14 protein-coding genes are annotated in these 13,054 nt (G+C 66.5%); 7 read left to right on the forward strand and 7 right to left on the reverse strand.

Annotated features, from left to right (window positions below; translation table 11 throughout):
- The first annotated feature begins 1 nt into the window (after position 1).
- Together ACWDU1_RS04730 and ACWDU1_RS04735 are read left to right on the forward strand one after the other, a co-directional pair.
- On the forward strand, positions 2-1,090 hold the full coding sequence (locus ACWDU1_RS04730) for a hypothetical protein (protein ID WP_449995916.1): 1,089 nt from the start codon (positions 2-4) through the stop codon (positions 1,088-1,090).
- A 181-nt stretch (positions 1,091-1,271) separates the two neighbouring features.
- Positions 1,272-1,946, forward strand: a complete 675-nt coding sequence (locus ACWDU1_RS04735; protein ID WP_449995917.1) for a hypothetical protein — start codon at positions 1,272-1,274, stop codon at positions 1,944-1,946.
- A gap of 38 nt (positions 1,947-1,984) precedes the next feature.
- Here the strand turns inward: ACWDU1_RS04735 and ACWDU1_RS04740 are convergent, their stop codons facing one another.
- Positions 1,985-2,191, reverse strand: a complete 207-nt coding sequence (locus tag ACWDU1_RS04740; protein ID WP_449995918.1) for a DUF397 domain-containing protein — start codon at positions 2,189-2,191, stop codon at positions 1,985-1,987.
- Positions 2,188-3,066, reverse strand: a complete 879-nt coding sequence (locus ACWDU1_RS04745; protein ID WP_449995919.1) for a helix-turn-helix domain-containing protein — start codon at positions 3,064-3,066, stop codon at positions 2,188-2,190. Before ACWDU1_RS04745 ends, ACWDU1_RS04740 begins: the two co-directional genes overlap by 4 nt.
- 767 nt (positions 3,067-3,833) lie before the next feature.
- Here ACWDU1_RS04745 and ACWDU1_RS04750 point away from each other — a divergent pair.
- Positions 3,834-4,289, forward strand: a complete 456-nt coding sequence (locus tag ACWDU1_RS04750; RefSeq protein WP_449995920.1) for a hypothetical protein — start codon at positions 3,834-3,836, stop codon at positions 4,287-4,289.
- A gap of 122 nt (positions 4,290-4,411) precedes the next feature.
- On the opposite strand, the gene ACWDU1_RS04755 is transcribed toward ACWDU1_RS04750, so the two are convergent.
- The 5 genes from ACWDU1_RS04755 to ACWDU1_RS04775 all read right to left on the reverse strand — a co-directional run bounded on the left by ACWDU1_RS04755 (position 4,412) and on the right by ACWDU1_RS04775 (position 8,896).
- Entirely contained in the window at positions 4,412-5,185 is a 774-nt protein-coding gene (locus tag ACWDU1_RS04755) for an ESX secretion-associated protein EspG (RefSeq protein ID WP_449995921.1), read from the reverse strand.
- Between the two features lie 165 nt (positions 5,186-5,350).
- Positions 5,351-6,529 (reverse strand): WXG100 family type VII secretion target, encoded by a 1,179-nt coding sequence (locus tag ACWDU1_RS04760; protein WP_449995922.1) that lies wholly within the window; start codon positions 6,527-6,529, stop codon positions 5,351-5,353.
- On the reverse strand, positions 6,526-6,978 hold the full coding sequence (locus ACWDU1_RS04765; protein ID WP_449995923.1) for a hypothetical protein: 453 nt from the start codon (positions 6,976-6,978) through the stop codon (positions 6,526-6,528). The genes ACWDU1_RS04760 and ACWDU1_RS04765 overlap by 4 nt, the downstream gene beginning before the upstream one ends.
- A gap of 33 nt (positions 6,979-7,011) precedes the next feature.
- Complete coding sequence (locus tag ACWDU1_RS04770; RefSeq protein ID WP_449995929.1) at positions 7,012-7,545, reverse strand: DUF3558 domain-containing protein; 534 nt, start codon at positions 7,543-7,545, stop codon at positions 7,012-7,014.
- Positions 7,546-7,855: 310 nt separating this feature from the next.
- On the reverse strand, positions 7,856-8,896 hold the full coding sequence (locus ACWDU1_RS04775) for an LLM class F420-dependent oxidoreductase (RefSeq protein WP_449995924.1): 1,041 nt from the start codon (positions 8,894-8,896) through the stop codon (positions 7,856-7,858).
- A 61-nt stretch (positions 8,897-8,957) separates the two neighbouring features.
- Between ACWDU1_RS04775 and ACWDU1_RS04780 the strand changes: the two genes are divergently transcribed.
- From ACWDU1_RS04780 to ACWDU1_RS04795, 4 genes are all read left to right on the forward strand, one after another.
- A complete protein-coding gene (locus ACWDU1_RS04780; protein ID WP_449995925.1) occupies positions 8,958-9,971 on the forward strand; it encodes a Zn-ribbon domain-containing OB-fold protein in 1,014 nt (337 codons plus the stop codon).
- Positions 9,972-9,984: 13 nt separating this feature from the next.
- Positions 9,985-11,052, forward strand: a complete 1,068-nt coding sequence (locus tag ACWDU1_RS04785) for a thiolase domain-containing protein (RefSeq protein WP_449995926.1) — start codon at positions 9,985-9,987, stop codon at positions 11,050-11,052.
- Entirely contained in the window at positions 11,049-12,215 is a 1,167-nt protein-coding gene (locus tag ACWDU1_RS04790; protein ID WP_449995927.1) for a thiolase domain-containing protein, read from the forward strand. Before ACWDU1_RS04785 ends, ACWDU1_RS04790 begins: the two co-directional genes overlap by 4 nt.
- Positions 12,216-12,217: 2 nt before the next feature.
- The coding region (locus ACWDU1_RS04795) for a TIGR03619 family F420-dependent LLM class oxidoreductase (RefSeq protein ID WP_449995930.1) at positions 12,218-13,054 on the forward strand (837 nt) is incomplete at its 3' end.

The following is a 13,054-nucleotide window of genomic DNA, read 5'->3' on the forward strand; positions in this document are numbered from 1 at the left end:
GATGGGCATCGATACCCGTGTCGATGGAGACCCGGCCAGCATCCGCGCGGCCGCCGGATGGTTACGAGACACGCTCGCAGGCCAACTATCGATCTCTGTGACAGACCTCGACAAGGTGCGTGGCCTCGCCGAGTCCGGGTGGGACGGGGAGGCGGGCGATGCCTTCGCCGCCAAGACCCGGAATACCGCCAACAAAGCGAATGGTTTCGTCACCGAGGTGCAGAAGTACGCGACTGCGCTCGATACGCTGGCCGGGGAGGTCCAGCAGGCACAGGCCGACATGTCGACCATCCGTACCAACGCGAGCAATGCTGGACTTACCGTTCGAGATCAGACTATAGACAAACCGTCCGGGGATGACGCCACCTTGCTCGCGGCCTACAACACTGCCTCCGGGGCAGCGGAACAGGTCCGAAACCGAGAGGGCTTTTGGGGATCTACCTGGACGAACATGCAGAACGATGTCAAGGACAAGTGGTTCCTGGTCATCGGCGACATGATCAACGGGGCGGCCGGGGCCTTGGCCGTAAAACACTCGTCGATGCTTCTCCAGAGCGCAGCAACCGCATCCAGCGACGCGCTGAAGGCGATGATCGAAGCCAAGAACGCTCCCGCCGGGACCCCACGCCAAACGGTCTATCGCGATATGGACTGGTCACGCCAGCAAATGCTGAAGGCGGGCGATCTGTTGGATGAGTCCGGCAATGCGAAAACCAAGAGCGCAAAGATCGGTTTCCGGGTCGGCGGTGCGCTCGCGGTCGCAGGTATCGCCTACGACATCTACAACGGCAAACCCGCGGAACAGGCCGTCGTCTCCGGTCTTGCAGGGTTCGGTGCCTCCGTCGCCGCAGGTGCAGCAGTTGGTGCGGCCGTCGGCACTGTCGTGCCGGGGCCGGGTAACCTCGTCGGCGCTGCGGCAGGCACCGTTGTTGGGGCGGCCGCCGGGCTCTTTACCTCGGGGGCTGTCGATTCTCTCTATTCGGATGGACTCAGCGTGGGGAATGCCATCGACGGTGGAGTCGAAGCGCTGGAATCGACAGGCGACGCTATCGGTGGCGGAATCTCGAAGGCATGGAATGCGCTCTTCTGACCTACCCGGGTATCCGAGGCCGTGGGTCGATGCACGAGGGTTCACGCAAAAACGTGCTGTCTCCATAATCTTCCTGGCCTGCCTGACCGGTCTATGCGCTGCTGCGGCCCTACTGATGTGGCGCAGCGAGGACCATTCTGCGCAGCTCGCAGCCAAGTACGTGGGATTGTTCGGCCTCGCTATGGCTGTCGTGGTCGCAATGGGGACGTATACGAGCTTCGGGCCGATTCGGCCAGAGAGGGGCATTCGGCTGGATTCGGTGGATGGCAAGAGTGCGACCATCATTCCTGGGTCGACTACCTATTTCCTCTTGTATCAACTGATCTGGACCGGCTTTGCGGTTCTCTTCCTCTCCGCCGGTATCGAGATCGCGGCAGCGGCCTGGGGTACGCACTGGCCGCTGGCGTTGATCGTCGGCTGTCTCGGGCTGTGTAGCGCGTCCGCCCCGGTGCTCGCTTTGATGGGCCGGCTGCGGACGGGACGGATCGTGCTCACCGACGACGAAGTGATCCACGAAGGCTGGAGTTCTCGAACTCGGATCGCTTGGGACGATATCTCTCGCCTCCTCACCGCGTTCGAGCAAGGCCCGCTGATCATCATCAGCGGATCGCCCGGTGCGCGGTGGGATTGGCATGCTTCGACACCGACATTGCCGGTGGGAAAGCAGTCGCGCCAGATCTGGATGCTGGACCGCCCGGCGCGAACCGGGCAGATTGTTCTGGAATGCAATCGGATGGCCGTCGACGGATACCGGCTGTACCGCTTCCTCGGTTACTACGCCGACCGCCCCGAGGGCCGGCCCGAACTCGGAACCGCGGCATCGGTCGACCGGTGGTGGGCAGACCTGGACCGTTGAGCGAGACCTTCGACCATCTCCCGCTCAGGCCCCACTCGCTACGGGCGGTCGAACCGGCCGGAACGGGTGTTCGTTGTGAAGGCATCCCAGGCCGCGGAGGTGAAGGAGAGGGTGGGGCCACCCCGATCTTTGGAATCGCGCACGCCGACCACAGCACCCTCGATGAACGCCACTTCGATGCACTCCCGGCTACCACCGCTGTAGCTGCTCTTGAACCACCGGGCCCCGGATCGATCGACGCTCACCTTGCGAACTCCCTTGCCTTCTCGCGAAGCAGCTGCCTGCTGTCCTGCGCGTTCAAGGCTACCCGCCGCAGGTCGGCGTGGGCGTTGCGATATCGCTCGACCACTTCCGGATCCTCGAAGTACATATCCCCGGTGTACCCCTCGGCGTAGACCACCGGCGGCTCGATGGGATCCCCGGCCGAGGAATCTGCGAAGTCCAGAATCACGAACGGTCCGGTCATATCGCCCAGCGGAATCCCGGCTCCGAACCGGAGAATTCGAATATCGATATTCGTCCGGCACCCCAGATCTGCCATGTGCCGAAGCTGCGCTTCCATTGTCCTGCGGCTTCCGATCACCCTGTGCAGCACCGATTCATCCAAGATGACGTCGATCGGAACCGGATCGTTTTTCTTCGTGAGCATGATCTGACGACGCACGCGCAGTTCTATCCGCCGGGCGATCTCGTTGTCGGGCGCCGAGGGGTGAGCGAGCCGAGTGAGCGTCCGTGCATAGTCCGGGATCTGCAACAAACCGGGCACGAGTTCCGCGAAGGAAGTCAGCTTCCGCGCCCCCGCCTCCAACCCCATGTACACATCGAAATTCAGCGGAATCAGATCACCGTACTGATGCCACCAACTCTTACTGTTGCCTTGCTGGGCCAAGCCTTTCAAGGCATCGATCGTGGTGGTGTCGGCTCCGCATACTCGGCAGATCGCCTCGATATCCCACAGCCGGATTCGTTCGGCCGAACCGGTTTCCAGCCGTTGCACAGTGGTGGCACCGCGTTCTATGCGCCGTGCCAGCTCCGCGATCGTGAGCCCGGCACCCTGCCTCAGGTCCCGCAGATATCGCCCCACCTGGCGACGCGGGAGGGTCGAGCCGATATCCGCCATGACAGCCTTCTTCCCCTGGATCACGCCCTCGAATACCTGTCGATCGATCCGGGCAGCTCCCGCCCACGGTGCTCGTGCGGCACGACGAGCACCCCTGATCGATCCGAAATATCACTGCCCCGGTGAGAATCGTTCCATTCAGGCGGCACGTCCGCAAAGGAACATTGTGATCGGCCGGACGACCACATCTCTCGGGAGTATTCGACCACAGACCGTCGCGCCGGTCACTGCCGATGCCGACGAGCGTAGATCAGCGGTCGCCCAGGGCATCACCCAATTGGTCCACGGCCGGGCCGGATCGAACCGAAATCCAGAACCGGTATCCGTTTTCTGTGGATGCGATCCATCACATTTGTGGATGTCCTCCGGGTGATCGCCGGATCGCGCTCTCGGACTTCGGGTCGATTCGATCGAATCGTTCCCGTAGGTGCCGGATTCGCCGATCGGTCCGCTCTACTGGGCCCGCCGAAACAGCGCGGCCCCAGCGCGTATCGAACGACGATCGGAGGTACCCATGCCGCGGATCCACCCCGAACCGCCCGACGCCGGGGCACCCGCCCTACCGCGACGGACGCCGCCGGACCGGCGGGCGAGGGCCGCGGCCACGCGGCTGCCGGGACCGATCACGTGCCACGACATCGACGTGCTCGAGAGAGTGGCCCACAGCCTGCGCCAATTCGGCACCGGCCGGGGATACCAGACCCGCACCCAGCACGAAATCGATGGCGTAATCGCCCGCTACCGGGCGGCTCACCCCGAGGCGCGCCATGGCCGCTGACGCCTGCGCTCTGCACACCGAACCCTGGATTCCCCTGGCGGCGCTGTCCATCGCGCACCACGACGAGAACGAACTGGTCGTCCGGTGCCCCGAATCGCTGCACTGCCTGCGCGGCGCATTGGTCACCGGTGGGCAGATCGCACCGCATTTCCGCAATGTCGAGGGACTCTGCCCGTGGATCGGGGTCGGGGTGCGCGACACGGTGCCGCCGTGCGGGTGCCGGGCGTTCATCACCACCCGGCAATTGCGCATCGTCACTCACCATGGCAGAACGCCTTGGGGGCCGACCGCTTCGATCGCCTGCCCCGGTGGATGCCGGGACTTCGCCCCGATCCGGGCCGGCCGGATCGGGCCGCACGGCCACCACCCCTGTCCCTGGATCGGTATCCGGGTCGTAGACAAAGGTCTGCATCCACCACTGCTCTGCGCCCAGGACTACCGGTGAACACCGGTCGAATCCGCGCCGAAGAGCGAGCCGCCCGCGGCCGGACGACACCCGGACACCACGGCCCGCCCAGTCCGGAGAACGCTCCCCACCCGATGGCCCCCGCCCACCCGGGCGGCCGGTCAGTAGCTCACGTCGTCCGCGGTTTCCCGGAGCGTGCGCTCGGCCTGGTCGATCCACGCGGCGAACCCGGCGCCGAATCCCCGCGGACTCGCGGGCCGCAGTTCGAGGTGGGTGCGAGTGCGTTGTTCGACGTAGCGGCCGTCGCCGGTGATGTCGAACCATTGCATCGCGCGAAAGCGGCTGGGCGCCGCGTGCAGATCGCCCAGCCGGAGAATCGCGTGCCCGCCTCCGTCGGCCGGGCGGCGGGCGAGCTGTTCGAAACGTCCACGCGGACTTCCGGAGTCGACCGAACGGGCCGTGTGCTGCGACGGCTTCACATCCGCGAGGTCGAAAGTGGCGGGCTTGTCGCGACCGGGTTCGCACGGTGGGATGGCGGCGGCCAGGGCCGCGGGAAGCTGGTCGGCGCGCAACAACTGGGCCCGGATATCGCTGTCCCGGTCTCCTACGGCAGTCTGACCGAGCACCACCGCATGGGTGTGGGTGCGGGCGCCGACCAGGCGCAGATCCTTGCGGGTGTGGCCGTCGCCGCCCCGGTACACCACCGAACGGAATATGACCTCGATTCGCATATCGCAGTGCGCGAGGGTGTGCACGAGCAAGCGGATCCGCTCCTGCTCGTCGATATCGCCGCCCGCGCGGACGACCGCGCGATGCGCCTCGAACTCGTCGATCGTGGGGAATCGGCTGCGGTAGCGCAGGGGCGCGGGCATTCGGTCGTTGCCTTCGTCGAACCAGTGCGCGGCGAAAGTGTCCGGTTCCCAGGTCCAGGCCATGCGGGTGGTATCCGTTCCAGTCGAGCGATATCGGCCCGCGATCTGGTATCGAAAGCCTCGGGTAAGGGGTCGCCGGCGGACAGCGGCGTGGAAGGCAGCGAGCCGGGCGCCCGCTACTCGCACGCGGTGGGCCGACAAACGAGGCGGTCCGAACCGGTCTGCCGCTCAGATACGGGGCGGCGGTTCCGACGGGCCCGCGGCGGGTACGTCGGCACCGAGCACACCGCCCGGAATGGTCCGCGGTTCCTCACCGAGCAGTTCCCGGGTGTTCTCCTCGGTGATCAGGTAATCGGGGGTCTGCCGGTCGCGATCGTCGTCACCGCCGCCACCACGACCAGCGCCCGCCGCGCCCATCATCGGCATACCTGCGCGGGTCCCGGGTGCACCGGCCGCAGCCCTGGCCGCGGCGGTAGTCGCCGCCCCGGCCGGAACCGGCGAACCCGGTAAGGTCTGGCCCGGCGCGGGTGCGGCCGAACCGGGAGCCCCCGCCGGACTGCCCGGGCCGCCGGGTCCGCTGGGGTTGCCCGGTACGCCGGGTGGCGTACCGGTGGTGGTCGACGCCGGTGTCACCGCGGGATCACCGGTGGTACTCGGCATGGTGGATTCCGGTGTGCCGTCCTCGGACTCGGTCGACTCCGACGGGCTGTCCTCCGATGTGGGTTCTTCGCCGGTCGGCTGCTGTTCGCCGGGCTGCTCCTCGCCGGGAGTGTCCTGTCCCGGTGTCTCGGATTCCGTCGGGTCACCCGCCGGCGAAGTCCCGGGGTCACCGGTATCCGTGGTGTTCGGTACGCCGCCGTCGTTCACCGCGACCGGGCTGCGTGGCAGCGGGAGCACCGGAACCTGGCCGTCCGCCGAGACCGCCGGGGTCACATAGTTGGTGGCCATATGCTGCTGGGCACCCTGCTCCGCCTCCGAAACCCCGCCGTCACCGTCGAACCAGTCCCCCGGCGACAGGATGCTCTGCGGATCATGCACCACCGGCGGCATCCCGTTCTTGGTGGTCAGCACCGCCGACACCATATTGTCGACCCGGTACGCCAGCCCCCACAGCGCGGGCGTCAGATTCGTGGCATCGGTGGCGTAATCACCGATCGCCTGCCGCGAGGTCTCCGCCGCCGGGCCCGACCACGCCGATTCGCTGGACCGCCGGATCCGGGCGGCGAACACTGTGACGGTCTCTTCCCAGGCGGTGGCGATAGCGGCGTAATCGTCGCGGGCGTATGTCGCATTCATCGGGTCCATCGCATCGAAGATCTCTTTGATCTCGGTATGCGAATGCGCGGTGGGGTTCTCCCGCGCGCAGTTCTTCAGGATCAGCGATTGCTCGTAGCTGAGATCACTCACTTCGGTACCTGCAATCCCTGCGGGGCGGACGCCATGACCTCGTTGTACCGCGCGGCGAATTCGCTGTCGGTGTCCAGGTAGCGCTGCGCTATCGTGCGATGCAGCTGCTGAATACTGTCCACGATCTGATAGTGCCGCTCCAGGATGGCGTGCACACTGTTCCCCGACGCGTCGCCTTGCACCTTGTTCCGAAAACGAGAGACCAGCACCTTACCGGTCTGTATCCAGCTGCCCGGGTCCTCACCAAGACCCCAGGCCTCACGACCCGCGATCCCCTCCGCGATATTCTGCAGCTCCTGAATCTTGAGTTTCATCGCCTCACAATCGCGGTCGATGTAGACGAATTCCTCCGCATTCATCCGAACATCGCTGTTGAAGGACACCGACAATCGTCCATCGCCAGCCGCATCGATCATGCCCTGCATAGGGCGCGTGTTCTCATCTGCCATTGCCCACCCCGCTTCCGCCCCTCGTTCGCACCTTCAGGCTCCCGCTGGGAGCAGAGGTAGTACCTTCTCCGCGAGTCGCGTTGCAATATCGCAGGGGTGCTGATCCCCAGTCTTTGCACGAGATGGTGGGTTGTCGACGAGGAATTCGAGACTCCCCCCTTCTATCTCTGCGTTCAACGTGCAACTGGTCGGCCCGGCGTGCTGCGCGATAACGACCGCCCGGCCATGCACCACTGCTTCCCGCGCCCCGGGCACGTCCTTCTCACGGACCTTATCGACAGTCAGATTCGTCGCACTGATACTCGCGGAGTAGCCGTCCAAAACGACCCACCGACAACCGCTCCAGGCGAAATCACCACGTCGCATCTCGTCAGTGGAGGTCGAACTATTGGTCGACCGCAAGCCTTCCGAATCCAGCACCTCCTGCGGGATATCGGTGCACGGATCGAACCCACTCGGCACCACCGGCGCCGCCGAGGTGACGACTGCCCCGGACGGCTCTCCGGTTCCACCGGTGGACGTCCCGCACCCCGTCACGACCAGGACCACCCCCACCCCGGCCAGCACGGCACCCGCCGACCTTCGCAAGCTGCTCAAATTCGTTCCCTTGCGCCGATACCGGAACTCCGCTACCGCAGGCCGGACCGGCTCCTCCGCCCCCGCGAGCTCATGGCGACGTTATCGGACATTTGTCCACGTGCACAAGCAGAGCTGCGGCAGCGTCCACCCCGAGAACACGTCGGGGTGGTCGAGCGCGGCGAATGCGAAATCGGCGCGGTGAGCGCTGCCGCGTCTGCGCCCATTCCGCCGGGGATGCGGCCCACCGACCACCGGGAGGGCCCGGAGGTCGGCGGCAGGGGGCATTTCTGAAACAAGTTCACAGGGTGGCGACCAATGGCGCCAACCGCTTCAACTGCTCCAAATCGGGCACCGAAACCAGCAGCATCGTGACCCCGGAAGCCTCCCAGACCCCGATCTGCTCGCGGACCTGCGCCTCGTTCCCGATGATCGCCGTCTCCAGCACCAACTCGTCCGGAACGGCGGCCGCGGCCTCGGCCTTCTTACCGGCTTGGAAGAGGGTGCCGATCTCGTCGACCTCCTTCTCGTAACCCATCCGGCGGTACACCTGCGCGTGGAAGTTCAGTTCCGGTGCACCCATCCCGCCGATGTAGAGCGAGGTGATCCAGCGCATCCGCTCGATCTCCGAGGCGACATCGTCGGTGATGATCACCTGCGCGGTCGCGGCGATCTCGAAGTCCTCCCGCGAACGCCTGGCACCCGGGCGGGCGAAGCCCTCGTCGAGCCATTCGTTGTAGACGCCCGCCATCCGCGGCGTGTAGTAGATGGCGAGCCAGCCGTCGGCGATCTCAGCGGTGAGGGCGACGTTCTTCGGTCCCTCGGCGCCCAGCCAGATCGGCAGATCCGCACGTAGCGGATGGGTTATCGGCTTGAGCGGTTTACCCAGACCGGTCGCGCCGGGACCGTTGAAGGGTAGCGGGTAGTTCGGGCCGTCGTTGGTCACCGGGCCCTGCCGGGCCAAGACCTTGCGCACGATATCGACGTACTCGCGGGTGCGCTGCAACGGTTTGGCAAACGGCTGGCCGTACCAGCCCTCCACCACCTGCGGACCCGAGACGCCGAGTCCGAGGATGGCCCGGCCGCCGCTGAGATGGTCGAGGGTCAGGGCGTGCATCGCGGTAGCGGTGGGTGTCCGCGCGGACAACTGCACCACCGAGGTGCCCAGCCGCACCCGCTCGGTCGCCGAACCCCACCAGGCCAGCGGCGTGAACGCGTCCGAGCCCCAGGACTCGGCGGCGAACACGGCGTCGAACCCGGCCTCCTCGGCCGCCACGACGACTTCGGCGGCATGTTCCGGCGGTCCGGCGCTCCAGTATCCGAGCTGCAATCCGAACTTCACATCCGACCCCTTTCCGGCCTACTGCTTGCCAGCAGAATAAGAACCTGTTCTACTCGATATCGTGACTCATGGGAATACTGCACCCACGGTAATTACGCAGGAACGCCCGCCAGGACTGAAACCGAGCGATGTGCTCAGTGCGCCCTTGCGGATGGAGTTCGACTACACGCGCTCCGTGGGACCCATCATCGGCAAGTTCCTTACCGGCCTGCGCGAGCGGCGCGTCTTCGGTAACCGAGGAACGGATGGCCGGGTACTCGTACCGCCGGCCGAATTCGACCCGGTGACCGCCGAACCGCTCACAGAGTTCGTCGAGGTCGCCACCGTCGGCACCGTGAAGTCCTGGAGCTGGGTGCGCGACCCGCTGCCGGGCCAGCCCTTCGACCGGCCGTTCGCCTACGCGCTGATCCAGCTCGACGGAGCCGATACCGCGCTGCTGCACGCGGTGGATGTGCAGAGCCCGGACGAGATCAGCACCGGTATGCGCGTGACCGCGCGCTGGGCCGCCGAACTCACCGGCACCATCCACGACATCGTGTGCTTCGAGCCGGGCGAGACTCCGACGGCCGAGCCCGCCGCGAACGCGGACGCGGATCCGGTCACGGGGATCGTCACGCCGATCGGGATGGACTACAAGCACACCGCCTCCCCCGAGGAGAGCACCTTCCTGCGCGGTCTCAAAGAGGGCAAGCTCATCGGCGCCCGGGCCGACTCCGACAGCAAGGTGTACTTCCCGCCGCGCGGCGTCGACCCCATGACCGGGCGGTCCACCGCGGAAACGGTCGAACTGGCCGAAACCGCCACGGTCACCACTTTCTGCATCGTGAACGTGCCGTTCCTCGGGCAGCGGATCAAACCGCCCTATGTGGCGGCGTATGTGCTGCTCGACGGGGCGGATATCCCGTTCCTGCATCTGGTGCTCGGCTGCGACGCGAGCGAGGTGCGGATGGGTATGCGGGTCAAGGTGGTCTGGAAGCCCCGCGAGGAGTGGGACTTCACGATGGCCAATATCGACCATTTCGAGCCGACCGGCGAGCCGGATGCCGACTACGACACCTACAAGCATCACCTGTGAGAGGGCTCCCCGCGTGACCATCACCGAGCGTTCCATCGACAACGCCACCGAGATCGCCGTCGTCGGCTTCGCGCACGCACCGCATGTCTCGGAGACCTACGGCACCACCAACGGTGTGGAGATGCTGGTGCCCTGCTTCCAGCAGCTCTACGACCAGCTCGGCATCACCAAATCCGATATCGGCTTCTGGTGCTCCGGCTCCTCGGACTACCTGGCCGGCCGGTCGTTCTCATTCATCTCCGCCATCGACTCGATCGGCGCGGTGCCGCCGATCAACGAATCCCACGTGGAGATGGACGCGGCCTGGGCCCTGTACGAGGCGTGGGTGAAACTGCGCTCCGGGCAGGCCGAAACCGCGCTGGTGTACGGATTCGGTAAATCCTCGGCGAGCACCCTGCGCCAGGTGCTCACCACCCAGCTCGACCCGTACCTGGTCACCCCGCTGTGGCCGGATTCGCTGGCCATCGCGGGTCTGCAGGCCCGGGCCGGACTCGACTCCGGCCGCTGGACCGAGCGGGATATGGCGGCGGTATCGGCCGCGCACACGATCGACGGCACCTCTGTCGACGAGCTGCTGGCCGGCGATTACGTCGCCGACCCGCTCCGGGCCCACGACTGCGCGCCGATCACCGACGGTGCGGCCGCGATCGTGCTGGCCGTGGGCGACCGCGCACGGGAACTGACCGAACGGCCCGCCTGGATCACCGGAATGTCGCATCGCATCGATTCCAGCGTGCTGGGCGCCCGCGATCTCACCGTCTCCCCGTCGGCGGCGGCCGCGGGGCAGGCGCTGACCGGGGGCGATACCAGCGGGATCGACGTCGCCGAACTGCACGCGCCGTTCAGCCACCAGCAGCTCATCCTGACCGAGGCCCTCGGACTGAAACCCGAGACCAAGGTCAACCCCTCCGGCGGCGCACTGGCCGCCAACCCCATGTTCGCCACCGGGCTCGAGCGCATCGGCTACGCCGCGCTGCCCATCATGGCGGGCGAAGCCGGCCGCACCCTGGCACACGCCACCAGCGGTCCGGCGCTGCAGCAGAACCTTGTGACCGTCCTGGATTCGGAGGCCCGCCGATGAGTTTTCCCGCCGCGGTGCTGGGCACCGGACAGACCCATCACGTCGCCAAACGCGGCGATGTCACCATGGCCGGGATGTGCCGGGAGGCCATCGACCGGGCCCTGGCCGATGCCGAACTGACCATGGCTGATATCGATGCCATCGTCATCGGCAAGGCACCGGACATGTTCGAGGGCATGATGATGCCCGAGCTGTACATGGCCGACGCGCTGGGCGCTCCCGGTAAACCGCTGCTGCGGGTACACACCGCCGGTTCGGTCGGCGGGTCGACCGCCAATGTGGCCGCGAATCTGGTGCAGGGCGGTGTGCACGAGCGAGTACTCGCGATCGCCTGGGAGAAGCAGTCGGAGTCGAACGCCATGTGGGCATTGTCGATTCCGGTGCCGTTCACCATGCCGGTCGGCGCCGGCGCGGGCGGCTACTTCGCACCCCATGTCCGCTCCTATATCCGGCGGTCCAACGCGCCGCTGCACGTGGGCGCGATGGTCGCGGCCAAGGATCGCCGCAACGGCGCGAAGAACCCGTTCGCGCATCTCCAGCAGGGCGACAAGACCATGGAAGAGGTTTTGGCCTCCCAGGTCCTGTGGGACCCCATCCGTTTCGACGAGACCTGCCCCTCCTCCGACGGCGCCTGCGCGGTGGTGATCGGCGGCGAGCAGTCGGCGACCGCGATGGAGGCGTCCGGTAAGAAGGTCGGCTGGATCCACGCCACCGCGATGCGCACCGAACCGCTGGCCTACGCCGGGCGCGACCAGGTGAATCCGCAGGCCGGACAGGTTGCGGCCAAGGCGCTGTGGGCGCAGGCCGGGATCACCGACCCGCTCGCCGAGATCGACGCCGCCGAGATCTACGTCCCGTTCTCCTGGTTCGAGCCGATGTGGCTGGAGAACCTCGGATTCGCCGCCCCGGGCGACGGCTGGAAACTCACCGACAAAGGCGAGACCGAGATCGGCGGCACCCTGCCGGTGAACCCCTCGGGCGGCGTGCTCTCGTCCAACCCGATCGGCGCCTCCGGCATGATCCGGTTCGCCGAGGCCGCCAAACAGGTCATGGGCCGGGCGGGTGACTACCAGGTCGAGAACGCGCGCAAGGCCGTGGGCCACGCGTACGGCGGTGGTTCGCAGTACTTCTCGATGTGGGTCGTCGGATCGGAACGTCGATGACTCTGCAATTCAGTCTCGGGATCGCGCTGAGCCCGCTGGAACAGCTGCCGGAACTGGCCCGGACCGCGGAGGAGGTGGGATTCACCTCCATCGCCCTGCCGGACTCGCTGTTCTATATGAAGTCGCAGGCGGCGAAATATCCGTACACCCCCGACGGCAGCCGCTTCTGGGGCCCGGAGACCCCGTGGGTGGATCCGCTGATCGCCGCGACCGCCATGGCCGCGGTGACCACGCGGCTGCGCTTCTACACCAATGTCCTCAAACTCGGTTCGCGTAATCCGCTGCTGCTCGCCCGCCAGGTCGGGTCGGTGGCGAATCTGTCGAACAACCGGTTCGGCTTCGGTGTGGGGATCGGCTGGGCGCCGGAGGAATTCGAATGGTGCGGGGTGCCCTACGCGCGCCGCGGCGCCCGGGTCGACGAGATGATCGAGGTCATCAAGCTGGTACTGGCCGGCGGGATGGCCGAGTACCACGGCGAGTTCTTCGATTTCGACGAGCTGCAGATGAGCCCGGCGCCGAGCGAACCGGTCCCGTTCTACGTCGGCGGCCATACCGAGGTCGCGCTGAAGCGCGCGGCCAAGGTCGGCGACGGCTGGACCTCGGCGATGATGAAGTTCGAGGATCTGCAGAGCACCATCGCCCGGCTGGGCGAGCTGCGGGCGGAGTTCGGGCGGGCCGATGAGCCGTTCGAGATCCAGGCCGTATGCATCGACAAGTTCGGCCGCGACGGTTACCAGGAGCAGTACGACGCCGGTGTCACCGACGCCATCGTGATCCCCTGGCTGGCCGCCGGTATCGGATTCGACGGCGAAATCGAGGCGAAGAAGGACGCGCTGCGC

The organism is Nocardia sp. NPDC003345 (genome assembly GCF_053589395.1).